Origin of the sequence: Pseudomonas sichuanensis, assembly GCF_003231305.1 — a bacterium.
GTDB classification, from domain to species: Bacteria; Pseudomonadota; Gammaproteobacteria; order Pseudomonadales; family Pseudomonadaceae; genus Aquipseudomonas; species Aquipseudomonas sichuanensis.
This window is the reverse complement of the sequence record NZ_QKVM01000009.1, coordinates 80,476-105,814: the sequence shown is the minus strand read 5'-3', so window position 1 is coordinate 105,814 and position 25,339 is coordinate 80,476. Positions and strand designations below refer to the sequence as shown.

Genomic DNA, 25,339 nt, shown 5'->3' with positions numbered 1-25,339 from the left:
AAGATGTAAAAAGTCGTAAGTTTTTTGTCGCTCAGGCGGCCAACAGTTCAGCCAGGCTGTGTTCGGCGCGCAGCAGTTGCTCACCCAGCGACGCGGCCATGGCCCGCACCGCGGTTTTATCCCGCGCCAGGGCGTGCGTTTCGAGGCTGCGCAAGGTGGCCGCCAGCCCGCAAAAGCCCATGGAATCGCTGCTGCCTGCCAGCCGATGGGCCAGGTGAGTCACCTCGGTACAGTCCCCCGCCTCGACCGCTTCAAGCAGTGCCTGGCGCTGCTGGTGCAGCGCGTCACGCAGGCCGGCCAGCAGGCCTTGCAGCTTCTGCGCGCCGAGCAGGGTGCGGTGGGTATCCAGCAAGTCGTGGTCCAGCCAGGTAGCCGGTGCCGCTTGCTGTTGCTGGTCCTGGCCTGCCAGCGCCTGGCGCAGGTTGGCAAGCTTGAGCGGTTTGCCCAGCACGCCCTGCATGCCGGCATCCAGGTAAGCGCGCACCAGCCCCGGCTGGACACTGGCGGTCAGCGCCAGAACGCGCGTGTCCCGATTGGGGGTATCGCCCGCACGCACCTGTCGGCACAGCGCCACGCCGCTGATGCCCGGCAGGTGCACATCCAGCAGCAGCAGATCGAAGCGCCGCTGTGCGCACAGTTCAAGCCCCTGCTCGGCATCCTCGGCCAGCCACACCCGGTGGCCGTCACGCTCCAGCAACCCGCGCACCACCTCACGGTTAAGCGCCACGTCCTCCACCACCAGAATGTCCAGCGGCGCCGTGCCTGCAACGGTAGCCGGCAGCGCCTCGGCCAGTTGCACGGCATCAAGGTCGAGCTCAAACCAGAAGCAACTGCCCTCCCCCTCGCGGCTACGCACGCCGATCTGCCCGCCCATCTGTTCGACCAGGTGCTTGCTGATCGCCAGCCCCAGGCCCGTGCCGCCATAACGCCGCGCCACCGCCTCGCTGGCCTGCACGAAGCGGTCGAAGATCTTCGGCTGCATCGCCTCGCAGATACCGATGCCATCGTCGCTGACACTCAGCCGCAGGTGCTGGCGCCCTGCCTCCTCGCGCAGCACCTGCACCTCGACCAGGATCTCGCCGCCCTCGGTGAACTTGATCGCATTGGCCAGCAGGTTGCTCAGCACCTGACGCAGGTACTGCTCGGCACCGCGCTGGTGCGTGGCCAATTGTGGGTCGATGCGGCACAGCACCAGGCTGTCGTTGGCCAGGGCCCGGGGTTCGAGCAGCGTCAGCACTTCGTCGCACAATTGGCGCAGTGAGAAGCCCACGGTTTCCGGGTGGCTTTCGCCTTCTTCGAGCCTGGCGAAATAGAGCACTTCGTTCAGGATGCCCAGCAACCCTTCGCCAGCCTTGTACAGCGCCTCCAGGCGCTTGCGATCCTGCGCCGCCAAGCCGGCGTCGCGCAGCAGTTCGGCCATGCCGAGGATGCCGTTGAGCGGCGTGCGCAGTTCGTGGCTCATGGTGGCGAGGAAGCGCGACTTGGCCAGGTTGGCCGCCTCGGCGTCGTCCTTGGCGCGCAGCAGGCTGGCGGTGCGCCGCTCGACCTGCTTCTGCAGCTCGTCGCGGTTGTCCTGCAGGGCCAGGCGATCGGTCTCGCGGCGCTCGATATCGCTGAGGATCGCCCGGCGCATGTCGTCCAGCGCCAGTGCCACGCTGTCGATCTCGTCCGGGTACGCTGAGCGGCGCTTGTTCAGGCGCAGCGGTTCGTGCCACTGCCCGGCACCGATGCGTCGGGCGAAGTCGGCCATCACCTGCAAATGGCGGGTCACCAGCCGATAGAACAACCCCGACAGCGCCAGCGCCAGCCCGCAGAGGAACACGCTCATCCACAGCAGGCTGGTCAGGCCGGTGGTGAACAAGCGCCGGTGCACCGCGCCGAGGTCGATGCTCACCTCAAGCTCGCCAAGGTGGCGCACAGGCCCGGAAGGCGGCTGGAAATCCAGGGCAAAGCGCTCGACCCGCAGCGGCCCCGTTGGCGCCGCATCCCCTTGCTGCAAGGTGAAGTCGTCACTGTTCAGGCGCACCCGCGCCACATCGGAGAAGTCCACCAGCCCACGCAACTGCACGTTCAGCTGCTCCTGGTTGAGGTCCCACAGGCTGCGCTCGAGGCTGGCCAGGTAACCGGCACGGATCAGCTCCATGCGCCCATCGATGTCGCGCATTTCGCGGCGGTACTCGAAGTACAGCTGCACACTGCTGGCCAGCACCGTGAAGCACAGGCTGAACAGCAGGATGAACAGCAGCAGCCGACGCAGCAGGCCACCCGGTTGCAGGCGGGTCATGGCTGCCTGACCATGTCGCGGTAGGTGACCTCGCTTTCATGCAGCCAGCGTTCCAGTTCGCCGGCTTCGGTCATTTTCTGCAACTGCGCGTCGATCTCGTTCATGTGCTCACTCAAGGGCGAGTGGCGCGACACCGCCACGCGCAGGTAGTCGACACTCAGCGCAGGCCCCAGCGCGACGATGTCCCGGGCGCCGGGCAGGTGCTCGACGAACAGCTGGCCGGTGCGCCGCTCCTGGATCACGAAATCGATGCGCCCGCGGATCAGCTTGCCGAAGTTCTGCCCGCTGTCCGACACCCATTCGATGTTCTGGTGCCGCGCCACGAAACGGTCGAAGTCAGCGCCGTAGCTCTCGCCGAACAGCAGCCCGCCACGGTACCGGGCCAGGTCTTCGAGGCTTGCGAACTTCAGCGGCCGCTGGCGGTTGGCAAACACCGCCACCTCTTCGCGCAGCACCGGCACCGTGGAAAAGCGCATGGCCTGGGCGCGTTGCTGCGAGGCGTAGGCCAGCACCACGTCCACCCGCCCTTCGGCGGCGTCCAGCAGGCACCGCTGCCAGTTGCCCAGCACCACCATCTCGACCCGGTAGCCCAGCCGCCCGAACAGCTCGCGCACCACCGTCGGCGCCAGGCCGCGCGGTTGCTTGCCATCGCTCCAGGACACCGGCGGGTAAACCGGGTAATCGCAGTAACGGACGGTTTCGGCGGCCTGCAATGCGCCGCTCAGCAGCAACACCAGCAGGCCGAACAGGCGCCGGATCACGCGGCCACGCTTGCGGTGAACAGGTAGCCGGCGCCGTGGATGGTGATGATCAGCTCGGGTTCGGCGGGGTCGTCGTGCAGCTTGCGCCGCAGGCGCCCGACCAGCACGTCGATGGAACGGTCGTTGGGCACCCACTCGCGGTTGCGGATCTGGTCCATCAACTGGTCGCGGCTCAGGGTGTGGCCGCTGTTGCGCAGGAACACGCTGAGCAGCTGGAACTCACCGTGGGTCAGCAGGGTTTCGCCACCTTGCGCATCGATCAGGCGGCGGCGGTCGCAGTCCAGTGCCCATTCGCCAAACTGCTTGAGGGCGGCAGATGCCTGGGTGGCGGGCCGTGCGCCCTGGGCGTGGCGCACGCGGCGGATCAGGTTCTTGGCCCGCGACACCAGCTCGCGGGGGTTGAGCGGCTTGCTCACGTAGTCGTCGGCGCCGCATTCCAGGCCGACAATGCGGTCGATGTCGTCGTTGCGGCCGGTGATCAGGATGATCCCCACTTCCGAACGCACCCGCAGTTCGCGGGTCAGGGTCAGGCCGTCCTTGCCGGGCAGGCGGATATCCAGCATCACCAGCTCCACCGGCTGCTCGGCCAGCAGCGCCTCGGCCTGTTCCGCGGTGGCGGCGCAGTGGACGGTATAGCCTTCCTGGGACAGGTAGGCCTGGAGCAAATCACGAATCAGCGGATCGTCGTCGACGATCAGTACCCGAGAGGTCATTGCGTTTGGTCCTGAGTCGCCCGTGGGCGTGTTTCTTATTAGAGTGGGCCAAGACTAGCGATTGCTGAACGGTCGATCAACAGCCCTCGGCCGGCAGGGTGAAGCGTTGCCGACCGCCGGCTTGCAGGCCGTCGACCCAGGCTTCGCAGATCTGCACGCCCTGGGCCGGGGTGAAGGTGCCGGGGTTCAGGCCCGACTCCAGCCACAGGCCGTCCAGCAACGCGCTCAGGCTGATGGCGGCCAGGTCGGCGTCGAAGCGCTGCCACCCCTCCTCCCGTGCCAATTCGCTGAGCAGGCTTCGCAGTTCGCGGCGGTATTCGCCGTAGGAGTGGTCGTGCACCTGGTTGATCGCCTCGGCGGTTTTCACCGCGCCCCAGAAGGCCAGCCAGGCGTCGAGCAATTGCGGGTCGAGCAGTTCGGCGCTGAACGAGCCACGAAAGAACGCCGACAGGCGCTCGCGGGCGTTGGGCGCGACCTGGTCCATGGCCTCGCGCAGCAGCTGCATCACCCGGCCGGTGACGGCCATGTAGGCTTCGGCGACCAGTTCGTCCTTGCCGGAATAGTGATGGCTGATCAGGCCGACCGACACGCCGGCCTCGGCGGAGATCTTGCGGATCGAGGCGCCCTGGAAGCCATGGCGTTTCAGGCAGGCCAGGGTGGCCTCGACCAGATTGGCCTTGCGCAGTTCGGGCAGCATGCGGCTGAAGCGGGCTTCCTGGGACATGGGTGGGTCTCGTGGCGGGATATGCAGTTGAACGACTGTATAGCAAGTCCGACAACTGGCGATACCCCGTGTACAAAAGCCATTAAGAGCCAATGTTTTGTGCTGCGTATCCTGGCCTCATCGCTGGCAAGCCAGCTCCCACCTCGACCGCGTTGACTTCAAGCCATGCGCATCCCCTGTGGGAGCTGGCTTGCCAGCGATGAGGCCAGCACAAGCACTGCAAGACAGTTGTTCAATCGCGATAGCCAGGCTCCACCTTGTCCAGCAAGCGCAACAACGCCGCCCAGGCCAACTGCATCGCGTCCGGATCGGCCAACTGCCCCTCCTCCAACGGCCGCCCGGGGTCATTGAACTGCCGCTCGGTATGCGCGCACACCGCATGGGGCGGCAACACCAGCTTGCCGCTGGCCTGGGCGGCGAGCTGGATCTCGCAGGCTTTCTCCAGGTAATACATGCGCATGAACGCCTCGCTCACGCTGCGCCCTACGGTCAGCAGGCCGTGGTTGCGCAGGATCATCACCGGCTGCTGCCCCAGGTCGGCCACCAGCCGCTGCTGTTCGCTCAGGTCCAGCGCCACGCCCTCATAGTCGTGGTAGGCGACCTTGCCGTAGAACTCCATCGAAATCTGGTTCACCGGCAGCAACCCGCACTCCAGCGCCGCCACCGCGCAACCGGCGCGGGTATGGGTATGCAGCACACACTGCGCATCTTCGCGGGCGCCATGGATGGCGCTGTGGATCACGAAACCCGCCGGGTTCACCGGATAAGGCGAAGGCTCGACGGCTTGGCCGTGCAGGTCGATCTTCACAAGGTTGGAGGCGGTGATTTCATCGAACATCAAGCCGTAGGGGTTGATCAGGAAATGATGCTCGGGCCCCGGCAGACGCACCGAGATATGGGTGAAGATCAGGTCGGTCATGCGAAAGTGCGCGATCAGCCGGTAGCAGGCCGCAAGCTCTTCGCGCAGGTGTCGTTCGGTAGGCATGGTCACGGGTTCCAGGTTGGTGAAGGGCGGCTGAAGAGTAGAAGACTGTCCAGCCGCAATGGGTTACTTGCTGGCCGCCCAGGCGTTGAAGCGTTCCTCCAGCTCCTCGCCATGGTCGACCCAGAACTCGACGTTCATGGCCAGGGCGCCTTCAAGGTTCTCCTTGGAAGTCGGCACCCACTTGGCCAGCTCCGGCGCCAGCGCCGCAGCCGCCTGGGTGTTGGTCGGGCCGTAGGGGATCTGTTCGACGTAACGCACCTGCGCCTCGGGCTGGTTGGTGTAGGCAATCAGCCGCTCGGCCTGCTGCACATGTTTCGAGCCCTTGATGATCGCCCAATAGTCCATGCCATAAAGACTGCCGGGCCACACCAGCGCCAGCGGGCTGCCGTTCTGTGCGGCGGCGGCGATGCGGCCGCTGTAGGTCGAGGTCATCACCACGTCGCCGGCGGTCAGCCATTGCGGCGGCTGGGCACCCGCCTCCCACCACTGGATGCTGGGCTTGAGCTGGCTCAGCTTGGCGAACGCGCGGTCGACGCCTGCCGGGGTGGCCAGCACCTTGTACACATCCTCTACCTTGACCCCGTCGGCCAGCAGGGCGAACTCCAGGTTGTACACCGCACGCTTGCGCAGGCCGCGCTTGCCCGGGTACTTGTTCACGTCCCAGAAGTCGGCCCAGGAGGTCGGCGCCTGGGCCAGCTTGTCGCGGTCGTAGGCGATCGCCACGCTCCACACCAGCGCCGCCGAACCGCATTCCTGCGCGGCGTCGGCAATCAGCTGGTCCTTGTGGCCCAGCTTGTTCCAGTCCAGCCGCTCGTACATGCCTTCATCACAACCGCGCAGCAGGTCGGGCCCTTCGATCTGCACCACGTCCCAGTCGACACTGCCGGTGTCGACCATGACCTTGATCCGCGCCATCTCGCCGTTGTACTCGGTCTGGATCAGCTTGCTCTTGTCCTGGGCGCTGAACGGCTGGAACAACGCCACGTCCTGGGCCTTCTGCCCGGCACCGCCATAGCCCACCACGACCATGTCCGACGCCGCCTGGGCGCTGCCCAGGCCAAGCCACAACAGCACCGCGTACATCCCGGGTTTTCGTGCAAAAGCGCTCATTGATGGACCCTCTTTGTTGTTTTTGTGAGGTTCGCCCCTGAGGCGGGGGTGCTGTCGAAACTAGACAACGACCAGTAAAAAAACAAGTTGATTTTTTACTATAGGTACACTTTTATAAGAAAAAAACAACAACATCCCCGCTGGAGCCTGCCCGTATGCCGACCGCCTTCACGCACCTGTTCGAACCGCTGCAGCTCCGTGGCAAGCGCCTGAAAAACCGCATCATGTCCAGCGGCCACGACACCTCCATGCCCACCGACAACCTGGTCAACGAGCGGCTTATCGCCTATCACAAGGCCCGTGCCGAGGGCGGCGTCGGGCTGATCGTGCTGCAGGTGGCCGGGGTACATGACAGCGCCCGCTACACCTCCCATGTGCTGATGGCCACCGACGATGCCTGCATCGACGGCTACCGGCGCCTGGCCGAGGTGTGCCACGCCCAGGGCACCGTGGTGCTGTCGCAGATCTTCCACCCGGGCCGCGAAATCATGGAGTCCGCCGACGGCCTGCTGGCGGTCGCTTACAGCGCCTCCGCCGTGCCCAACGAGCGCTTCCGGGTGATGCCGCGCGAGCTCGACCAATCGATGATCGACGAGATCGTCGCCGGCTACGCGGCTGCGGCGCGGCGCCTGCACCAGGCCGGCATCGACGGTGTCGAAGTGGTCGCCAGCCATGGCTACCTGCCCGCGCAGTTCATCAACCCCCGGGTCAACCGCCGCAGCGACGGTTACAACGGCGGCCTGGAACAGCGCCTGCGCTTTTTGCGCGAGATCCTTGCCGCCGTACGCGCCGCCACCGACGAGCAGTTCATCGTCGGCCTGCGCATCAGCGCCGACGAACGCGATGCCGAGGGCCTTACCGAAGACGAATCGCTGGCCGCCGTGCAGGCCCTGCAAGCGAGCCTGGACTACGTGCACATCGTCGCCGGCAGCTCCGCCTCGCTGGGCGGCGCGATTCATATCGTCCCGCCGATGGCCATCGAAGCGGCGTACCTGGCCCGCGAAGCCGGCACCTTCAAGTCGCGCCTGCAGATACCGCTGTTCGTCACCGGCCGGATCAACCAGCCCCAGGAAGCCGAACTGATCCTCGCCCGTGGCCAGGCCGATGTATGCGGCATGACCCGCGCGCTGATCTGCGACCCGCAGATGCCGAACAAGACCGACAGCGGCCGCGCCGAGGATGTGCGCGCCTGCATCGCCTGCAACCAGGCCTGCATCGGCCACTTCCACCGCGGGCTGCCGATCTCCTGCATCCAGCACCCGGAAACCGGGCGTGAACAGCAGTACGGCCACCTGCCCCCGGCCAGCGTGCGCAAGCGGGTCATGGTGGTGGGTGGCGGCCCCGCCGGCATGAAGGCCGCCGCCGTGGCGGCGGCACGCGGGCACCAGGTGACGCTGTTTGAAGCCAGCGCGCAACTGGGCGGCCAGGTGCTGCTGGCGCAGCTGCTGCCCCGGCGCAGCGAGTTCGGCGGCGCCAGCACCAACCTGCAACGGGAGATGCAACTGGCCGGGGTCGAGGTGGTACGCAATACCCGCGTCGACCGCGCCCTGGTCGAGCGCGAACGCCCGGACGCGGTGATCGTCGCCACCGGTGCCGAGCCGTACTGGCCGGCGTTCGAGCGTGGCGGCGAGCTGCAGGTGGTCGATGCCTGGCAAGTGCTGCGCGACGAGGTGAAGCTCGGCCGTTCGGTACTGGTGGTGGACTGGCGCTGCGACTGGATCGGCCCTGGCATCGCCGAGCGCCTGGTGCGCGCCGGGCATCAGGTGCAGCTGGCGGTCAACGGCACCCATTGCGGCGAGAGCCTGCCGCTGTACGTGCGCGACCAGCTGGCCGGCGAGCTGCACAAGCTGGGCATCCCGATCACGCCCTATGCCCGCCTGTATGGCTGCGACGACAACAGCGTCTACCTGCAGCACACCGCCAGCGGCGAGGCGATGATCTTCGAAGGCATCGACACCCTGGTGCTGTGCCAGGGCCATCAGCCGGTCGACACCCTGGCCGAGCAGATCAAGGACCTCGCCCAGGTGCAGCGCATCGGCGACTGCCTGGCCCCGCGCACCGCCGAGGAAGCGATCCATGAAGGGTTGAAGGTCGCCGCCGCCTTGTGAGCCTGTTTATACTCCGGGACTTTGCAGGGCCGACTGGAAACCGCCATGAATCGCCACATTGCCAAAGCGCCGCCACCTGCCGAGGACGGCAGCCCCGCGCCGCAGTTCCTCGGCACCCGCATCCGCGGCCTGCGTAAGCGCCGCGGCATGACCCTGGCCGAGCTGGCCGAACAGAGCGGGCTGACCGCCGGCTACATCAGCCAGCTGGAGCGCAACCTGTCCTACCCGTCGATCCCGGCGCTGTTCAACATCGCCCGCACCCTGGGCGTGACCATCCAGTGGTTCTTTGCCAGCGAAGCGGTCACTGCCCCGGAAGATGAGGGCTATGTGGTGCGCAGGAACAGCCGGCTGAGCGTGCACTACGAGGACGGCATCGTCGACCAACTGCTCACCCCGCAACCCAGCCGCGAGCTGGAAATGCTGCATTCGCGCTTCCCCCCGGGCACCTACAGCGAGCAAAGCTACAGCCATGACGGCGAAGAGGCCGGCTACCTGCTGTGCGGGACCTTCGAGCTGTGGGTAGGCGAACGCCACTTCCAGCTGAGCGAAGGCGACAGCTTCAGTTTTTCCAGCCAGGAGCCGCACCGTTACGGCAACCCCGGCGACGTCGATGCGGTGGTGATCTGGGTGATCACCCCGCCGACCTTCTGAGCCCACCACAAGAACAACACAAGGTGCCGCCCCATGACCGATCTGATCCTGCACGAACTCGACGAAGGCCTTTTGACCCTGCGCCTGAACCGCCCGGACAAGCTCAATGCGCTGACCAACGCCATGTACACCCGCCTGGCCGAGTTGTTCGAGGCGGCCAACGACGACCCGCAGGTCGAGGTGATCCTGTTGACCGGCAGCGCCGAGTGCTTCACCGCCGGCAACGACCTGCCGGACTTTCTCGACCAGCCGCCCACCGACCTGAACAGCCCGGTGTTCCGCATGATGTGGGCGGTGCTGGCGCTGGACAAGCCGCTGATTGCGGCGGTTGCGGGCCCTGCGATCGGTATCGGTACCACCCTGCTGCTGCATTGCGACCAGGTGTTGGTCACCCGCGATACCAAGCTGCGTACGCCGTTCGTGCCGCTGGGCGTGTGCCCGGAGTTCGGCGCCAGCCTGTTGCTGCCACGCCTGCTGGGCCACGCGCGGGCCGCGCAGGTGTTGCTGTGCAGCCAGTTGCTCAGCGGCGAGCAGGCCGTGCAGTGGGGGCTGGCGACCGAGCTGCTGGAGGATGGCGCACAATGCCAGGCCGCCGCCGTGAAACTGGCCCGACGCCTGCAGCGCCTGCCCAGCGATGCCCTACGCATCAGCAAGCAATTGCTCAAGGATGCCCATCGCCAGGAGCTTGCGGCAACGGTTGAGCGTGAAGGCCTGGCGTTCATCGCCCGCCTGCAGACGCCCGAAGCGAAAGCGGCACTGCAGGCGATGATCAAGGGATGACCACACAATGAATGTGCACGCCCACTGTAGGAGCGGCCTTGTGTCGCGAAAGGGCTGCAGAGCAGCCCCAGGATTTCAGCGTAAAAACAGAAATCGCGGGGTTCAAGGCCTGCACTCTGCCTGTGGGAGCGGCGGTTCGCCGCTGCGATTTACCCGCGAAGCTGACACCTCGGTGCCTGGCACGGGCTACGCCCGTGTTCGCGGGTGAACCCGCTCCCACAGGGATCGCGCAGTTGTTGGAATGGCGAGCAAGACAGTTGCCGCCACCTGGCCATGCTGACCTCATGCAATGCAAGCAAGGGCTACATGCCAGCCCCTGTGTCAAAAACAAACCTGACTTACCTTTGCGGAGACCTGAATGCTGCGTGTGTTCGAGCGATGGCTAGACCCCTTCCCACCCGATGAAGTCCCACCGCCACCGGTAGGGCTGCTGCGTTTCCTGTGGGCCTGCACCCGCGGCGCCCGCGGCTACATCCTCGCCCTTGCGCTGTTCAGTGCCGGCGTATCGATCTACGAAGCCTGGCTGTTCTCCTTCCTCGGCCAGGTGGTCGACCTGCTCCCGGCCTGGCAGGCGGGCACCGCCGCCAGCGGTGAGGAAAGCCGCGTGCTGTGGGGCATCGGCCTGGTGCTGCTGGCCAGTATCGGGCTGGTGGCGCTGCGCACCCTGATGCAACACCAGGTGCTGGCGATCAACCTGCCGCTGCGCCTGCGCTGGGACTTCCACCGCCTGATGCTGCGCCAGAGCCTGTCGTTCTTCTCCGATGAATTCTCGGGCCGGGTCACCACCAAGGTGATGCAGACCGCGCTGGCGGTGCGCGAGGTGCTGTTCACCTTCATCGAGATCATCCCCGGCATCGGCGTGTACTTCATCGCGATCATCGCCCTGGCCGGCGGTTTCGCCCTGCAACTGATGCTGCCGTTCATGGCCTGGCTGGTGCTGTTCGGGCTGGCGATGCTGTACTTCGTGCCGCGCCTGGGCAAGGTCGGCCAGGAGCAGGCCCATGCGCGCTCGTCGATGACCGGGCGCATCTCCGATGCCTACACCAACATCACCACCGTGAAGCTGTTCTCCCATTCCAAGCGCGAAGCGCACTTCGCCCGCGCGGCCATGGAAGACTTCAAGCTCACCGGCTTTCGCCAGATGCGCCTGGTCAGCCAGTTCGAGATCGTCAACCAGGCGCTGGTGGTCGCCCTGATTCTCGGTGCCGGCGGCTATGCCCTGTGGCTGTGGCACCAGGGCCAGGTCGGTGCCGGCGCCGTGGCGGCGATCACCGCCATGGCACTGCGCATCAATGGCATGTCGCACTGGATCATGTGGCAGATGACCTCGCTGTTCGAGAACATCGGCACCGTGCAGGACGGCATGGCCACCCTCACCCGCGGCCCCAAGGTGCAGGATGCGCCGAACGCTGGCGTGCTTGAGACCCGCGGCGGCGCGGTGACCTTCGACAAAGTGAGCTTCAACTATGGCGGCGAACGCCAGGTGCTCGACGACCTCACCCTGCACATTCGCCCCGGTGAAAAAGTCGGGCTGGTGGGCCGCTCGGGTGCCGGCAAGTCCACGCTGATCAACCTGCTGCTGCGCTTCTTCGACGTCAACAGCGGCACGATCCGCATCGACGGGCAGGACATCGCCGAGGTCACCCAGGACAGCCTGCGCAGCGCCATCGGCATGGTTACCCAGGACACCTCGCTGCTGCACCGCTCCATCCGCGACAACATCGCCTATGGCCGCCCCGAAGCCACCGATGCACAGATCCGCAGCGCCGCGGCCAATGCCCAGGCCGATGGGTTCATCAGCCAGCTCAGCGACAAGCAAGGCAACAGCGGCTACGACACCCTGGTGGGTGAGCGCGGCATCAAGCTGTCCGGCGGCCAGCGCCAGCGCGTGGCCATTGCCCGGGTGATGCTCAAGAACGCCCCGATCCTGCTGCTGGACGAGGCCACCAGCGCGCTGGACTCGGAGGTCGAAGTGGCCATCCAGGAAAGCCTCGACGAGATGATGCAAGGCAAGACCGTCATCGCCATCGCCCATCGGCTGTCCACCATCGCGGCCATGGACCGGCTGATCGTCATGGACGAGGGGCGCATTGTCGAGCAAGGCACCCATGCCGAACTGCTGGGCAAGAACGGCACCTATGCACGGCTTTGGCAGCACCAGAGCGGTGGGTTCCTGGGTGAAGACCAGGGCGTGGTCGAGAGCGTGGAGTAGGCCTGACAGGGGGCTGCGCTTGGCTTACCCCCTTGCGCCGGGCAATCAGGTCCGAAACCGTCGCACCAGCGTATCCAACTCGTTCGACAAGCCCGCCAGGCTCTGCGAATCCTGCCGCGCCGCCTGGGCCAGTTCGGCCACCAACTGCGCATCGCCGTGAATCTGGCTGATGTGCCGGTTGATGTCCTCGGCCACCTGGTGCTGCTCTTCGGCGGCCGTGGCAATTTGCGTGTTCATGTCGCGGATGACGTCCACCGCCTCGCGTATCCGGCCGAAGCTGTCGCGGGCCAGGCCGATGCGGCTGACCGACAGCTGCGAGCCTTCCAGGCTGGCGTGCATCTGCTCGGCGACCTGCGCGGTACGGTTGGCCAGGTTGCCCAGCAAGCCGTCGATCTCTGCGGTGGAGTCGGCGCTGCGCTTGGCCAGCGCCCGCACTTCGTCGGCAACCACCGCGAAACCCCTGCCCTGCTCGCCGGCACGGGCCGCTTCGATTGCCGCATTGAGGGCCAGCAGGTTGGTCTGTTCGGCAATTGAACGGATCGTGCCGAGGATCGACTGGATGGCATTGCTGTCGCGCTCCAGTTGCTGGATCGACTGGGCCGACTGCTCGATCTCCTGGCTCAACCGATCGACGCTGTGTACCGCGGCGTCGATCTGCTGCTGGCCGTCACGGGCCTGCTGCTGGCCGCTGTCGGCCGATTGCGCGGCCTGGCTGCACGAACGCGCAACTTCATTGGCGGTGGCGACCATCTCATGGAAGGCGGTGGACACCATGTCCACCGCCTCACGCTGGCGCCCGGCAGCCTCGGCCATGTCATGGGCAACACGTGTCGAGCGGTCGGAGGTGCTGAGGATCTTGCCGGCAGCCGCGCCGATGTGCTGGATCAGGCTGCGGATGGCAGCGAGGAACTGGTTGAACCAGTTGGCCAACTGCGCCGTTTCGTCACGGCCACGGATCTCCAGGTTGCGGGTCAGGTCGCCCTCGCCCTGGGCGATGTCCTCCAGGCCGCGGCTGACATGGTTGATCGGGCGCACGATCAGTTTGGCGAACGCGGTACCGACAACAGCGAACGCTGCAGCCAGCAGCAACGCGATGGCGCCGATCAGCCAGCTCAGGCGCGAGGTGCTGCGCATCACTTCGTCGTGGCGGATCAGGCCGATGAAGGTCCAGCCCAATTGCTCGTCAGGGTAGATGTTGGCCATGAAGCGTTCGCCATTGAGCTCGACCTCCAGCAGGCCTTTGCCGGCCTTGGCCAGGTCGGCGTAGCCATCGCCGAAACTGGAGAGCTGCTTGAAGTTGTGGCTGGCATCACGGGGGTCGACCATCACGTTGCCGTTGTTCTCCAGCAGCATCACGTAGCCGCTGTCGCCCAGCTTGATCTGCTTGAGGATCTCGGTCAGCCCTTTGAGCGACACGTCGATGCTGACCACGCCGCCCGGGTTGCCCAGTGGGTTGGCGACGGCGCGCACGATGCTGACCTGCACGGTGTCATCGGCGGCCCAGTAATAGGGCGCCGTGCGCAAGGTCTTGCCGGGGTTGGCGATCGCCAGTTGATACCAGGGGCGCTGGCGCGGGTCGTAGTCGGCGAAGTCCTTCACGGCGGGCCACCCCACGTAACCACCGTCTGCAAGCCCATAGGACACATAGGCATAGCTGGGGTGAGATTCCGCCAGACGGGTCATGAACTGGAAAATCTGCTGGTCCCGGGCGCCCAGCTCATTGCCGGTGCTGGCGCCCAGGTACTTGTTGACCTCACTGCCCGTGGCCGTGACCAAAGGTTGCGCGGCCAGGTAGTTGACGTTCTGCTCGATGCCCTGGAAGAACAGGCTCATCGCATTGCCTACCTGGCGAATTTCCCGGGTGCTGTTGTCGAAGAAATTCTCTCGCGCCTCACCACGCAGATTGAGCACGACCAGCATGGCAACCAGGCTTATCGGTATCACTGCGATCCCGGCAAAGGTCCACATCAGCTTGTGTTTGATGTTCATTCATCCCCCTTGAACCCGCGGAACGTTCACCCGGCCAATAGCCGTGGTCAGTGGGTCGCCATCTGGCGAGCATTGGTTCTTTCACGACGCCGGTAGGCCAGCAGCAAGCCGGCGTACCAGAACGGCATGACGTACAGCGCAGTGCGGGTATCAGGCTCCAGGGCCAGCAAACACAGGACGAACAACAAGAAGACCTGCGACAGGGCCGCACAGGCCTTGCCGCCCGGGAGCTTGAAGGTGGATTGCTGGTGCGCCTGCGGGTTCTGCCGGCGATAGGCAAAGTAAGCCATCAGGATCAGCGACCAGGTGACGATGATCATCACTGCCGAGATGGTCGACACCAGGGTGAACACCGTCATGACTTCCGGGATCACGAACAGCAGCGTCAAGGCCAGGGCCATGCACACCCCCGAGAACATCAGCGCACGGACGGGCGTGCCCGTGCCCGACAAGCGCCCGAACGCCAAGGGTGCCTGGCGCTGATGGGCCAGGCCATAGAGCATCCGCGACCCTGAATACACGCCACTGTTGGCCGAGGACGCCGCCGATGTGAGCACGACAAAGTTGATGATGCCGGCAGCTGCCGGAAGCCCACCCAGCAGGAACAGCTCGACGAACGGGCTGCGATTGGCGGGGACGTTGGCCCATGACACCACACTGATGATGCACGCCAGCGCCGCGATGTAGAAAAGCAGGATACGCACCGGGATGGTGTTGATGGCCTTGGGCAGGGTTTTCTCCGGGTTCTTCGCCTCGGCGGCGGCAGTGCCGACCAGTTCAGTGCCGACAAACGAAAAAATCGCGATCTGAAAGCCCGCCAGGAAGCCCAGGATGCCGTGGGGCATGACCACGCCCGGGGCAACCAGGTGGCTGAAGGACGCCGTCACGCCCGCTGGCGATGTGTAGGCAGTGGCAACCATGACCAGCCCGGTGATCACCAACAGCACGATGGCAACGACCTTGATCAGCCCGAACCAGAATTCGACCTCGCCGAACGCCTTGACCGCGAGCATGTTGAGGCCCAACAGCAGGAACATCGTGGCAAAGGCCGGCAGCCAGGTGGGCAGATCGGGGTACCAGTACTGCATGAAGCCCGCCACCACAACCACATCACCCACGGCCGCCACCACCCAGCTGAGCCAGTAGGACCAACTGAGAATGTACCCGGCGCGTGGCCCCAGATAGTGGTGCACGAGGTCGGCGAACGAGCCCATTTCGAGGTTGGCGAGGAGCATCTCGCCCATCGCCCGCATGATGCAGAAAACGAAGAAGCCGATGATCGCGTACACCAGGATGATCGAGGTGCCCGACAGGGCGATGATCTTGCCTGAGCCCATGAACAGGCCGGTGCCTATGGCGCCACTGATCGAGATGAGTTGGATGTGGCGATTCTCCAGCCGCCGCTTGAGCACACGGCCATCTTCTGCTGTCGCGTCAGGCGCGTCACAGGTGTGTTGCATCATTAACCTCTTATTCTTTTTTGGTAAAACCTGGTCTTTAACCACACCCGTGTAAAACTGGCACGCACGTACAGTTCTCTTGAGTACTTGAAAGTTTCAAGACAGGGATGGAAAACCACACAAACGACAATAAAAGTCCAGTGAACAGTTTCACCGGACTGGCTAGCTTTTTGAAACTCGGAACTAATGAGCCGACTTATTCTGCCAGTCGACCTGGCCAAGCGGAACATAACAAACTGCGCACACCGCACCCCGCTTCATACAGAGTGCCAGCCTCGGCTGACAGAGTGTCCAGTGGCACGGCCGGAACCTGCAGGCCGAGTGATCACATTTTGAACGTGGACAGCAAAATGCTGGTTTCGGTGTTCTCGATATGGGGGATCGAGCGAATGGAGTTCAACACCCGGTCAAAGCCTTCCAGCGTGTCGGCACGCAGTTCCGCCATCAGGTCCCAGCGGCCGTTGGTGGTGTGGATGGCGACCACATTGGGGTGCCCCCGTAGCGCACGCTTGACCTCGGCAGCATGGTGGCCACTGATGGCGATGCTGGTGATGGCCCTTACCCCTTGCTCGGGAGCATCCGACCGCAGGCGGATGGTGTAACCCAGAATCACGCCCTGTTCTTCCAGCTTGGTGATCCTGTTCTGCACAGTTGCCCTGGCAACCCCCAGTTTTTTCGCGAGCGTCAGGACTGGCGTACGCGCATTGTCCCGCAACAGCGCGACCAGCGCCCGATCAATATTATCCATGTTGAATACCAGGCTGTTCAGATTGTCATTCGAGGGGCGCAGATTGTGTAGAAGTCTTTCAAAACTGGCAACCTGCACGCTTCATATTGACGCCTTCTTTCATCACAATTTTCCGGCAGTTGATATTGCACACCCTGCGATTAAAACGCGCTTGCCAAGTGCACTGTTTAATTGACACCCCCGACACGCTCGGACTTGATTCGTGCCTTGGGTGCATTTCCATTAAAACAAACCCGACGCGCAGCCGATGTTGCTGCACGCACTCAACCCCGGTAATAACAAGATGGCATTTCCAACACGTTCGATTCAGGCACCTGCGGCAGTGGTCATGGTCCGCCCGCATGCCTTCACCCCCAACCCGGAAACCGCAGCAGACAATTCCTTCCAGAGCGCCAACCCTGAAATCGCCACGGCAACCCTCGCCGAAGTGGCGCGTGACGAAGTCACCCAGGCGGCGCAGCGGCTCATGGCCGAGGGTGTGCGGGTTCACCTGTTCGATGACCTGGGCGAGCACGACACCCCTGACTCGGTGTTCCCCAACAACTGGTTCTCCACCCACCCCGGTGGCCATGTCGCCATCTACTCGATGTACTCGAAGAACCGTCGCCGCGAGCGGCGGGCCGATGTCATCGAGATGCTCAAGCACGAGTACCGGGTGCAGGACGTGATCGACTACTCGGGCCTGGAGCAAGACGAGCTGTTCCTGGAAGGCACGGGGGCGATGGTGTTCGACCACTTGTCCAGGGTCGCCTACACCGCACGCTCGAACCGCGCCGACCCGATAGCCCTCGAGCGGTTCAGCACCCATTTCAATTTCGAGCCCATGGTGTTCGATACGGCGGATGAAAAGGGCTCGCCGATCTACCACACCAACGTGCTGATGTGCGTGGCGACCGAGTTCGCCCTAGTGGGGTTCGACACCTTCACCAACAAGGCGCGGGCCGAAGAGGTACGCATGCGCTTGATCGAATCCGGCCGAGACGTAATTGACCTGACCAACCAACAGATCAACGAGTTCGCGGGCAACGCCATCGAGCTGTCCGGGCGGGATGGGCGGCTTCTTGCGCTGTCACGCCGAGCATTCAACAGCCTCACGGCCGAGCAGCGGCAACGCATAGAGCGCTCGGCGCGGCTGGTACCGCTGGACGTGCCGACGATCGAAATGGCGGGTGGCTCGGTGCGCTGCATGATCGCAGGCATCCATCTTTCCCCTCGCCAATAGGGCCCAGCGCGAGCTGTCGAGATTGCGTCTGCAACGACTCGATCCGTCGCCGCCCAGCCCCATCACGACAGGTTTCATTGCGGCCTATCCGGGACACTTCCGAAGGCGGGTTGCGCTGCCGAGAGCACCGCCAGCCCGCCCTACCAACAAGAACGGAAACCCCGACATGACCCGACACGCCCTTAGCCGCATCGCCATCGCCCTGCTGCTCGCCAGCGGTGCAAGTTTCGCCCACGCCGCCCCCTTGCTCGACACCGGCCGCAGCGACGCACCCGCTGCTGCGACCCAGGCACACAGCAACGCATGGCTGGAAATCGACCAGCTTGCCTTCGAGCACAACATCGCGCGTATCCAGAAACTCGTCGCCGGCAAAAGCCAGGTCTGCGCCGTCATGAAGGCCGACGCCTATGGCAACGGTATTGCGCTGCTGGTGCCAGCGGCTATACGCATGGGCGTCAGCTGCATTGGCGTTACCAGCAACGAAGAGGCACGCGTGGTCCGCGAAAAAGGCTTCAAGGGGCGGCTCATGCGGCTGCGCATTGCCAGCCTGGGCGAGGTGCAGGATGCGCTGCCCTATGCCATGGACGAGTTGGTCGGCAACCTGGAAGTGGCACAGCAACTGGATGCCCTGGCCAAGCGCAGTGGTCAGCGGCTGAAGGTGCACCTGGCACTCAACTCCGCCGGCATGGGCCGCAACGGCGTGGAAATGGGTACGCCCCAAGGGCTCAAGGACGCAGTTGCCATGGCTACCCTCGGGCATCTGCAGGTGGTCGGCATCATGACCCACTTCCCCGTGGAGGAACGTGAGGATGTGCTCAAGGGCCTTGCCCGATTCAAGGAACAGTCGGCGCTGCTGATTCGCCAGGCCAAACTCGATCGCAGCAAACTGCTGCTGCACTGCGCCAACACCTTCACCACCCTGGAGGTGCCTGAGGGCTGGTTGGACATGGTGCGCCCGGGCGCCGCGCTGTATGGCTACCCCGTAGGCGGCCACGAGGAGTTCGAGCGTGTCATGCAGTTCAAGTCGCAGGTGGCAGCGGTCAACAGCTACCCGGCCGGCAGTGGCATCAGTTACGACCACACTTACACCCTGAGCCGTGACTCGCGGGTGGCCAACATTCCCGCAGGCTACTCGGACGGCTATCGCCGCGCGTTCTCCAACAAGGCCTCGGTGCTGATCAATGGCAAGCGCGCGCCGGTGATTGGCAAGGTCACCATGAATACCCTGATGGTCGACGTCACCGACATCCCGGGGGTCAAGGCGGGCGATGAAGTGGTGCTGTACGGCAAGCAAGGAGCTGACGAGATCACCCAGGCTGAGCTTGAGACCATCAACGGGGCGTTGCTGGCCGACCTCTACACGATCTGGGGCAACTCGAACCCGAAGGTGTTGAAAGCCAAGTGATGGCGCGCGGCATCGCCTGCTTACCGGCCTAGCTGCGGTGCCTGTCAGATCGAACGCCGCGCAAGCGGCGCTCGACCTGGCGAGCGCTGATAGCCGGCCGCCTCCCGACGCTCAACGCAACTGCCCTGCAATCAACCCCAGCGCAATCACGATCATCACCATCCCCGACACCCGCCCGACCACCTGCGCCGCCGCCGGCCGGGTCCGCAGCACCGCCTTGGCGCCATACCCCACCATCAGGTACACCACCAGCGAACTGGCCAGGTGCACCAGCCCCAGCAACAGGATCTGCAACCACACCGGCCAACTTGCCTGCGGGTCGGTGAACTGCGGCAACAGCGCCAGGAACAGCAGGAACACCTTGGGGTTGAGGCCGCTCACGCAAAAACCCTTGAGCGCCCAACGCGACCCGCTGTCCGTCACGCCCCCCTCCCCGGCCTCGGGCACCGCCGGGCGCAGCAGCAGGTTGCCGCCCAGCCACAGCAGGTAAACGCAGCCCGCCAGGGTCAGCAGGGTCAGCGCCAGCGGGTGCCCGGCGATCAGGCTGCCGACCCCGGCCGCCACGATCAGCGTCACCAGGAAGTGCCCCGAAAGCATCCCCGCCACCGCCGGCATCACCCAGCGCCCGCGCATCCCGGCGGAAATGGCGTAGGCCCAGTCGGCACCCGGGGTGATCACGAACAGCAGGGACACGGCCCAGAACGCCGCCAATACACTCATGGTCACTTTGGATCTTCCTTCCACAGGGGTTTCGTTGGAAGCAAGATTACGGATATCGCCCGGGGATTTTCTTTCGTATATTCCCCATCTCAGCCAACAACCTGGAAGATTCTTCCCTCATGGACCGAACCGATCGAAAGATCCTTGCCGAACTGCAAAAAGACGGGCGCCTGTCGGTAACCGAACTGGCCGAGCGCGTGGGCTTGAGCCTGTCGCCCTGCCACCGTCGGCTCAAGGCGCTGGAGGAGTCCGGCGCCATCCTTGGCTACCACGCCCGCCTGGCCCCCAGCGCCCTGGGCCTGAACTTCGCCGCGCTGGTGTTCGTCACCCTGCGCGAGGTTACCCGCCAGCCGGTGGCGGACTTCGAAGCGGCGGTTTCGCAGATACCGCAGATCGTCGAGGCGCAGCGGCTGTTCGGCGACCCGGATTACCTGCTGCATGTAGTGGCCAAGGACCTGCCGGCGTTCCAGAAGCTGTATGACGAGCAGCTGACCAGCATTCCCAATGTGAAGCGCTTGAGCTCGACGCTGGTGATGAAAGAGGTGATCCAGGATCGGTTGTTGCCGATGTAACAACACTCGGCAACACCGCCTCTATCGCGGGGCAAGCCCGCTCCCACGTTCCACTCCCCAAAAACACCTCGGTCCCGTGGGAGCGGGCTTGCCCCGCGATAGAGGCCTGAACAGGCAACGCGCACTGCGCACCACCATCGACCACCACAAAACCACTTGCCCTGCCGTACGCTGCCTGCCACGCCGCCTCCCGCCACTTGGCACCCACCTTGCTACCGCCCCCCGCTTAACCTTTTGCCAGCCTTAGCTTTTTTAAGGTTCATGAGCACAAATTTACTAATTTCCCCTTGCCTGCCCCGCCGCCATCATCGCTGCAACAAGAACGCGTCGCCCCTTGTCGGCACGCGCCCGGCAACTTCGGTTGCGCCCTCCTTGCCTTGGAGTCATTCATGACCAGTGCAGCCAATTCGGCACCCCTCATCGAGAAACACACGATCGGCTACGTGCCGCCGCAAGACCGCCATGGAAAGGTAAGGGATCTGTTCACACTGTGGTTCGGCGGCAACATCGCCCCGCTGCCGATCGTCACCGGCGCCTTGGGCGTGCAGCTGTTCCACCTCAACCTGGTATGGGGTATCGTCGCCATCCTGGTCGGCCACCTGCTCGGCGGCGTGCTGATGGCGCTGCATTCGGCCCAGGGCCCGCAGATGGGCATCCCGCAGATGATCCAGAGCCGCGCCCAGTTCGGCTCGCTCGGCGCGCTGCTGGTGGTGGTGATCGCCGGGGTGATGTACATCGGCTTCTTCGCCTCCAACATCGTCTTGGCCGGCAAGTCGCTGCACGGCGTGGTCGACAGCGTGCCGGTACCGGTGGGCATCGTCATCGGCGCGTTGGGCTCGGGCATCATCGGCATCATCGGCTACCGCTTCATCCACGTGCTCAACCGCATCGGCACCTGGGTGCTGGGCATCGGCATAGTGGTCGGCTTCGGCTACATCTTCAGCCATGTGCAGAGCGACGACTTCCTCACCCGCGGCGGCTTCAACCTAGCCGGCTGGCTGGCCACCGTGTCGCTGGCGGCGCTGTGGCAGATCGCCTTCGCCCCCTATGTATCGGACTACTCGCGCTACCTGCCGGCCGACGTGAAAGTGTCGTCGACCTTCTGGACCACCTACCTGGGTTCGGCGCTGGGCTCGAGCCTGTCGTTCATCTTCGGCGCCGTCGCCGTGCTGGCGATCCCTGCAGGCATGGACACCATGGACGCCGTCAAGCTCGCTACCGGCACCCTCGGCCCGGTGATGCTGGTGTTGTTCCTGCTCAGCGTGATCAGCCACAACGCCCTCAACCTGTATGGCGCGGTGCTGTCGATCATCACCCTGGTGCAGACCTTCGCCCACCGCTGGATCCCCACCGCCAAGAGCCGTGCCGTGCTGTCGCTGCTGGTGCTGGCCGGTTGCTGCGTGGTGGCGGTGTTCGCCTCGGCGGACTTCATCGGCCACTTCGTCGACATGGTGCTGGTATTGCTGGTGGTGCTGGTGCCGTGGACCGCGATCAACCTGATCGACTTCTATGCCATCCACAAAGGCGACTACGACATCCAATCGATCTTCAAGGTCGATGGCGGCATCTACGGCCGCTATAACCCGCAAGCGTTGCTGGCCTACGCCATTGGCATCGTGGTGCAGATCCCGTTCATGAACACCCCGCTGTATGTCGGCCAGGTGTCCGAGTACATCAACGGCGCCGACCTGTCCTGGCTGGTGGGCCTGGCGGTGACCACGCCGCTGTACTGGTGGCTGGCCAGCCGCGACAGCGCTTACCGTCGTCGCCAGACGAGCGCCAAGCTGGCGGCTGCTGCCTGACCAAAGTCATTGGCAGCGCTTCATGCGAGGGCCCATCGCAGGCTTCGCCAGCTCCCACAGGTAATGCATTTCGGTCACACGATGCTCAGCCTTGTGGGAGCTGGCGATAGCCTGCAATGAGGCCGGCACAGGGTGGCTTGGCTTCAATCCTAACAACGCCACCAGCCGCTCCCGCAGAAACTCCACGAACACCTGCACCGGCCGGGCCACTTGCCGGCGCTGCGAGTACACCGCCGACAGCTGCAGCGCCGACACCGTCCAGTCCTCCAGCACCTGCACTAGGCGCCCGTCATCCAGGGCCTTGCCGACGATGAAGGTCGGCAGGTAGGTGATGCCCATCCCCGCCACCGCCGCATCCCTGAGCATCTCGCCATTGTTGGCGCGCATGCGCCCGCTCACGGCGATGCTGGTGCCCTTGCCCTCCCCCTTGAACTGCCACTGCACCTGCCGCGCATGCCCGTAGGGCAGGCAGTCGTGCCCGCGCATCTGCTCCGGCGCCAGCGACGTGCCATGTGCCGCCAGGTAAGCGGGACTGGCGCAGTACACCCGCTCCACCGCCCCGATACGCCGGGCCACCAGGCTTGAGTCTTCCAGGATGCCGATGCGCAGGGCCAGGTCGTAGCCCTCGCCGATCAGGTCCACGGCGCGGTCGCTCAGGTCCACCTCCACATCCACGCCGGGGTGCAGTTGCAGGAACTTGGTCAACCGGCACCCCAGATGGGCGATGGCGAACGACAGCGGCGCGCTCAGGCGCAAAGTGCCGTGCAGCTCGACGGTCTGCCCGCTGATGGCCTGCTCGAGCAACTGCACTTCATCGAGCAGGCGCAGGGCGTTCTGGTAGTAGCGCTCGCCCAGGGGCGTGGCATCCAGGCGCCGGGTCGAGCGGTTGAGCAGGCGCACGCCCAGGCGTTCTTCCAGTTGCATCAGGCGCCGGCTGACGAACTGTTGGGACAGGCCAAGGCGCTCGGCGACGGCGGTGGCGGTGAAACTGCCTGCGGCTGGCGTGACGGTGACTGCAGTGCGCTACAACGGCATGATCCACGACTACGGGCTGCTCAACCCGCTGAGCCAGATACCGGCCGTGAAGGCCGCGATGCGCCAGCCGGCTGGGGAGTTGAAGGTGCACTTGCAGTAAACGCGTGAAACCCGATGGGCCGCCTGGCGGCCCATTGTGCTGCATCTGGCCCACAGCAAATCCGTCAGTTCATGCGCGGTCGAAATTGACGAACAGATACAGGAAGGCCATGCATGCCAGACTGACCGATATGCAGTAAAAACTAAGTTTCATGCGTTTTTTCAGATAGGGAGGGAACAAGCGACTGTCCTCTGCATCCAACCACCCCTGACGGATACCCAATCTTGGCCAGATGATGCCCGCCGTCATCGCACTCACGGTCGACAATCTGAGTTTCAGGGTAAAGGCTCCCCCGTTCCTCAGCTCTTCGTGGAGCCCGCTGCTTCTGTGAAGCGCTTCGCACATCACATTGAAGTGCCGCGTTGCGGCGATTTGCAGCATGATCGCAAGCCCAGTCAAACCCACAGCGAAAGGTACAAGAAGCAGGGCCAGCTTTATGCTGGATGGCCACTCGCTGACATCAATCATATGTGACCTCATACAACATCTCTCCGGACTCAGCGCCAAGAAACTCGCCAACCTTAGTTCCCGCAAAAGAGCTGATGCCTATGGTTGCAATACCGCAAGTAGCGCGGCCCCATGGTCCCAAATTACAGATAACCTTCACAGCCGTTTTCCCCATTACTCCTCCCAAGCCACCGCCTGCAACGCTTCCGACAAAACTACCCGTTTCAGTAAATCGGATCTTCTTGCATGCCTCGGTTTCGCCGGCCCGACAAACTTCCTGTACTTTCAGGTAAGACGACGTCGCCCCCAACCCTATCGCTACATACGCGCCAGTTTTCAAAAACTTCGCCATCTTCGCCACTTCATCCAGGTGCGTCGCATACCCCGGTATCGCACCCGGCGCCCCGGCCTTGGACCAGTGATGCACGAGGCTCCTGGTCGAAATCCCCAAGCCCTTGCGCAGACTTTCATGCCCGCCCAGGTTCAGATACTTACCCAGAAACGCACTGCGCAATTGCGCATTCAGCTGCTGATACAAAGCCTGGCGTGAGGCAAAGAACTGCGGGCTCTTCAAGTGCCCATGCAAGCCGAACTCCCGCTGATGCAACTGTTCGATCCCCTTGAGCGTATCGCTCACCTGCCCCAGCCCGCGCGACAGCATGTCCTTGCCCACCCCCATCGACAGGCTCGCGCCACTGAGCACCCCGGCGATCTCGCCGATGTGCTCCATCATGAAGTTGGCTTCCTGTTCGTCGAGTTCGGCCAGGGCGTCGCGCGTCAATTGCGCCGCTGCCATCAGCTCGGCCTCTTGCCGGGTGCAGGCATGGTGGTTATCGAGGTCGCCGAGGACGAAGATCTCGCCAGCCTTGAAACCTTGATCGAAAGTGGGATTCAGGCGTTTAACCCGAGCGATCGGCAGCGTGCGATCCTGCTCCAGCAGCTGCGCCAACAGCCGCGGCCCGGACATGCTGCGGGGTACGACATAAAACCCCGGCTCCAGCAGCGCACGCGGCGTAGCCGATGCCGTGGCCATCTGTGGCTGGAAGCGCGATGCTGCGACCGAGTCGGCTCTTGGGGCAGCACCAGCGCCAGCCGGCGCCGAGCGTGCACGCGTCGCCATGCCCAAAGGCGCCACCACTCGGTTACTGCCACTGGGGCATCCGCACGCCACCAGCGAACCGTCGACCGCCACCTCCCGACCGTTAGACATGAACCACGAAATACCTTCGACTACCGTGCCGCGCTGGCCGCAAACCGGGCACTCGGTGGTGGCATCACCTCTGCGCAGCACCTGGATACCGTCACAACGATGGTTCGGATTATCAGCAATGCATATCGCCCCAGTGGTCGTGACATCCCCGTCCAGCGCCTGCCCTTTACCACCGATATTGACCCTGTTCATGTTTCCCTCTGCAGATGCAAAGCAGCGGAAACTAGCAGCACTCAGGGCGAAAACACGGGGGCAGTCCGGCGCTTGGGAAATGCCCTACACATAATGCGAAAACGAACTA

The 25,339-nt window shown here is 64.3% G+C and carries 20 protein-coding genes and 3 pseudogenes; 9 read left to right on the top strand and 14 right to left on the bottom strand.

Annotated elements, in window-relative coordinates; all coding sequences use genetic code 11:
* Nucleotides 1-31: 31 nt before the first annotated feature.
* From DM373_RS07175 to DM373_RS07150, 6 genes are all read right to left on the bottom strand, one after another.
* Entirely contained in the window at nucleotides 32-2,284 is a 2,253-nt protein-coding gene (locus tag DM373_RS07175) for an ATP-binding protein (RefSeq protein ID WP_110992867.1), read from the bottom strand.
* The gene (locus tag DM373_RS07170; RefSeq protein ID WP_167409808.1) at nucleotides 2,281-3,042 is read right to left on the bottom strand and encodes a substrate-binding periplasmic protein; all 762 of its coding nucleotides are present in this window, start codon (nucleotides 3,040-3,042) and stop codon (nucleotides 2,281-2,283) included. Before DM373_RS07170 ends, DM373_RS07175 begins: the two co-directional genes overlap by 4 nt.
* On the bottom strand, nucleotides 3,042-3,758 hold the full coding sequence (locus tag DM373_RS07165) for a response regulator (protein WP_110992865.1): 717 nt from the start codon (nucleotides 3,756-3,758) through the stop codon (nucleotides 3,042-3,044). Before DM373_RS07165 ends, DM373_RS07170 begins: the two co-directional genes overlap by 1 nt.
* 76 nt (nucleotides 3,759-3,834) lie before the next feature.
* Nucleotides 3,835-4,482 (bottom strand): TetR family transcriptional regulator C-terminal domain-containing protein, encoded by a 648-nt coding sequence (locus DM373_RS07160; RefSeq protein WP_110992864.1) that lies wholly within the window; start codon nucleotides 4,480-4,482, stop codon nucleotides 3,835-3,837.
* Nucleotides 4,483-4,714: 232 nt separating this feature from the next.
* The gene (locus DM373_RS07155) at nucleotides 4,715-5,467 is read right to left on the bottom strand and encodes a class II aldolase/adducin family protein (protein ID WP_110992863.1); all 753 of its coding nucleotides are present in this window, start codon (nucleotides 5,465-5,467) and stop codon (nucleotides 4,715-4,717) included.
* A 63-nt stretch (nucleotides 5,468-5,530) separates the two neighbouring features.
* Nucleotides 5,531-6,577 (bottom strand): ABC transporter substrate-binding protein, encoded by a 1,047-nt coding sequence (locus DM373_RS07150; RefSeq protein ID WP_110992862.1) that lies wholly within the window; start codon nucleotides 6,575-6,577, stop codon nucleotides 5,531-5,533.
* Between the two features lie 155 nt (nucleotides 6,578-6,732).
* Between DM373_RS07150 and DM373_RS07145 the strand changes: the two genes are divergently transcribed.
* From DM373_RS07145 to DM373_RS07125, 4 genes are all read left to right on the top strand, one after another.
* On the top strand, nucleotides 6,733-8,685 hold the full coding sequence (locus tag DM373_RS07145; protein WP_110992861.1) for an oxidoreductase: 1,953 nt from the start codon (nucleotides 6,733-6,735) through the stop codon (nucleotides 8,683-8,685).
* 45 nt (nucleotides 8,686-8,730) lie between these two features.
* A complete protein-coding gene (locus tag DM373_RS07140; RefSeq protein ID WP_110992860.1) occupies nucleotides 8,731-9,336 on the top strand; it encodes a cupin domain-containing protein in 606 nt (201 codons plus the stop codon).
* Nucleotides 9,337-9,369: 33 nt separating this feature from the next.
* A complete protein-coding gene (locus DM373_RS07135) occupies nucleotides 9,370-10,116 on the top strand; it encodes an enoyl-CoA hydratase-related protein (protein WP_110992859.1) in 747 nt (248 codons plus the stop codon).
* Nucleotides 10,117-10,474: 358 nt separating this feature from the next.
* The gene (locus DM373_RS07125) at nucleotides 10,475-12,328 is read left to right on the top strand and encodes an ABC transporter ATP-binding protein (protein WP_110992858.1); all 1,854 of its coding nucleotides are present in this window, start codon (nucleotides 10,475-10,477) and stop codon (nucleotides 12,326-12,328) included.
* A gap of 45 nt (nucleotides 12,329-12,373) precedes the next feature.
* Here DM373_RS07125 and DM373_RS29600 read toward each other — a convergent pair whose 3' ends face one another.
* The 4 genes and pseudogenes from DM373_RS29600 to DM373_RS07110 all read right to left on the bottom strand — a co-directional run bounded on the left by DM373_RS29600 (nucleotide 12,374) and on the right by DM373_RS07110 (nucleotide 16,525).
* Nucleotides 12,374-13,102 (bottom strand): methyl-accepting chemotaxis protein, encoded by a 729-nt coding sequence (locus DM373_RS29600; protein WP_425272566.1) that lies wholly within the window; start codon nucleotides 13,100-13,102, stop codon nucleotides 12,374-12,376.
* A gap of 129 nt (nucleotides 13,103-13,231) precedes the next feature.
* Nucleotides 13,232-14,161, bottom strand: a pseudogene (locus tag DM373_RS29595) (cache domain-containing protein); the annotation flags it as partial.
* Nucleotides 14,162-14,364: 203 nt separating this feature from the next.
* Nucleotides 14,365-15,777, bottom strand: a complete 1,413-nt coding sequence (locus DM373_RS07115; RefSeq protein ID WP_110992888.1) for an amino acid permease — start codon at nucleotides 15,775-15,777, stop codon at nucleotides 14,365-14,367.
* Between the two features lie 325 nt (nucleotides 15,778-16,102).
* Nucleotides 16,103-16,525 (bottom strand): Lrp/AsnC family transcriptional regulator, encoded by a 423-nt coding sequence (locus DM373_RS07110; protein WP_110992856.1) that lies wholly within the window; start codon nucleotides 16,523-16,525, stop codon nucleotides 16,103-16,105.
* Between the two features lie 283 nt (nucleotides 16,526-16,808).
* On the opposite strand from DM373_RS07110, the gene ctlX reads away from it, so the two are divergent.
* On the top strand, nucleotides 16,809-17,747 hold the full coding sequence (gene ctlX, locus DM373_RS07105; RefSeq protein WP_167409807.1) for a citrulline utilization hydrolase CtlX: 939 nt from the start codon (nucleotides 16,809-16,811) through the stop codon (nucleotides 17,745-17,747).
* A gap of 166 nt (nucleotides 17,748-17,913) precedes the next feature.
* A complete protein-coding gene (gene alr / locus DM373_RS07100) occupies nucleotides 17,914-19,152 on the top strand; it encodes an alanine racemase (RefSeq protein WP_110992855.1) in 1,239 nt (412 codons plus the stop codon).
* 111 nt (nucleotides 19,153-19,263) lie between these two features.
* On the opposite strand, the gene DM373_RS07095 is transcribed toward alr, so the two are convergent.
* The gene (locus DM373_RS07095) at nucleotides 19,264-19,878 is read right to left on the bottom strand and encodes a LysE family translocator (protein ID WP_110992854.1); all 615 of its coding nucleotides are present in this window, start codon (nucleotides 19,876-19,878) and stop codon (nucleotides 19,264-19,266) included.
* Nucleotides 19,879-19,991: 113 nt separating this feature from the next.
* Here DM373_RS07095 and DM373_RS07090 point away from each other — a divergent pair, with 113 nt between their 5' ends.
* Both DM373_RS07090 and DM373_RS07085 read left to right on the top strand, forming a co-directional pair.
* Nucleotides 19,992-20,444: an Lrp/AsnC family transcriptional regulator gene (locus tag DM373_RS07090; RefSeq protein ID WP_110992853.1), complete on the top strand. Its 453-nt coding sequence runs from the start codon at nucleotides 19,992-19,994 to the stop codon at nucleotides 20,442-20,444.
* Nucleotides 20,445-20,833: 389 nt separating this feature from the next.
* Entirely contained in the window at nucleotides 20,834-22,246 is a 1,413-nt protein-coding gene (locus tag DM373_RS07085) for a purine-cytosine permease family protein (RefSeq protein ID WP_110992852.1), read from the top strand.
* 153 nt (nucleotides 22,247-22,399) lie between these two features.
* Here DM373_RS07085 and DM373_RS07080 read toward each other — a convergent pair.
* Nucleotides 22,400-23,242, bottom strand: a pseudogene (locus DM373_RS07080) (LysR family transcriptional regulator); the annotation flags it as partial.
* On the opposite strand from DM373_RS07080, the pseudogene DM373_RS07075 reads away from it, so the two are divergent.
* A pseudogene (locus DM373_RS07075) lies at nucleotides 23,220-23,381 on the top strand (alpha/beta hydrolase); the annotation flags it as partial. The pseudogenes DM373_RS07080 and DM373_RS07075 overlap by 23 nt on opposite strands.
* 69 nt (nucleotides 23,382-23,450) lie before the next feature.
* Here DM373_RS07075 and DM373_RS07070 read toward each other — a convergent pair.
* Entirely contained in the window at nucleotides 23,451-23,849 is a 399-nt protein-coding gene (locus DM373_RS07070; protein WP_110992851.1) for a hypothetical protein, read from the bottom strand.
* The gene (locus DM373_RS07065; RefSeq protein WP_110992850.1) at nucleotides 23,842-25,230 is read right to left on the bottom strand and encodes a PAAR domain-containing protein; all 1,389 of its coding nucleotides are present in this window, start codon (nucleotides 25,228-25,230) and stop codon (nucleotides 23,842-23,844) included. The genes DM373_RS07070 and DM373_RS07065 overlap by 8 nt, the downstream gene beginning before the upstream one ends.
* Between the last annotated feature and the right edge of the window lie 109 nt (nucleotides 25,231-25,339).

Excerpts from the sequence above, each read along its gene's own strand:
- DM373_RS07175 (WP_110992867.1), bottom strand. The coding sequence starts at position 2,284 with ATGACCCGCCTGCAACCGGGTGGCCTGCTGCGTCGGCTGCTGCTGTTC.
- DM373_RS07165 (WP_110992865.1), bottom strand. The coding sequence starts at position 3,758 with ATGACCTCTCGGGTACTGATCGTCGACGACGATCCGCTGATTCGTGAT.
- DM373_RS07160 (WP_110992864.1), bottom strand. The coding sequence starts at position 4,482 with ATGTCCCAGGAAGCCCGCTTCAGCCGCATGCTGCCCGAACTGCGCAAG.
- DM373_RS07155 (WP_110992863.1), bottom strand. The coding sequence starts at position 5,467 with ATGCCTACCGAACGACACCTGCGCGAAGAGCTTGCGGCCTGCTACCGG.
- DM373_RS07150 (WP_110992862.1), bottom strand. The coding sequence starts at position 6,577 with ATGAGCGCTTTTGCACGAAAACCCGGGATGTACGCGGTGCTGTTGTGG.
- DM373_RS07145 (WP_110992861.1), top strand. The coding sequence starts at position 6,733 with ATGCCGACCGCCTTCACGCACCTGTTCGAACCGCTGCAGCTCCGTGGC.
- DM373_RS07140 (WP_110992860.1), top strand. The coding sequence starts at position 8,731 with ATGAATCGCCACATTGCCAAAGCGCCGCCACCTGCCGAGGACGGCAGC.
- DM373_RS07135 (WP_110992859.1), top strand. The coding sequence starts at position 9,370 with ATGACCGATCTGATCCTGCACGAACTCGACGAAGGCCTTTTGACCCTG.
- DM373_RS07125 (WP_110992858.1), top strand. The coding sequence starts at position 10,475 with ATGCTGCGTGTGTTCGAGCGATGGCTAGACCCCTTCCCACCCGATGAA.
- DM373_RS29600 (WP_425272566.1), bottom strand. The coding sequence starts at position 13,102 with ATGGTGTCCACCGCCTTCCATGAGATGGTCGCCACCGCCAATGAAGTT.
- DM373_RS07115 (WP_110992888.1), bottom strand. The coding sequence starts at position 15,777 with ATGCAACACACCTGTGACGCGCCTGACGCGACAGCAGAAGATGGCCGT.
- DM373_RS07110 (WP_110992856.1), bottom strand. The coding sequence starts at position 16,525 with ATGGATAATATTGATCGGGCGCTGGTCGCGCTGTTGCGGGACAATGCG.
- ctlX (WP_167409807.1), top strand. The coding sequence starts at position 16,809 with ATGGCATTTCCAACACGTTCGATTCAGGCACCTGCGGCAGTGGTCATG.
- alr (WP_110992855.1), top strand. The coding sequence starts at position 17,914 with ATGACCCGACACGCCCTTAGCCGCATCGCCATCGCCCTGCTGCTCGCC.
- DM373_RS07090 (WP_110992853.1), top strand. The coding sequence starts at position 19,992 with ATGGACCGAACCGATCGAAAGATCCTTGCCGAACTGCAAAAAGACGGG.
- DM373_RS07085 (WP_110992852.1), top strand. The coding sequence starts at position 20,834 with ATGACCAGTGCAGCCAATTCGGCACCCCTCATCGAGAAACACACGATC.
- DM373_RS07070 (WP_110992851.1), bottom strand. The coding sequence starts at position 23,849 with ATGATTGATGTCAGCGAGTGGCCATCCAGCATAAAGCTGGCCCTGCTT.
- DM373_RS07065 (WP_110992850.1), bottom strand. The coding sequence starts at position 25,230 with ATGAACAGGGTCAATATCGGTGGTAAAGGGCAGGCGCTGGACGGGGAT.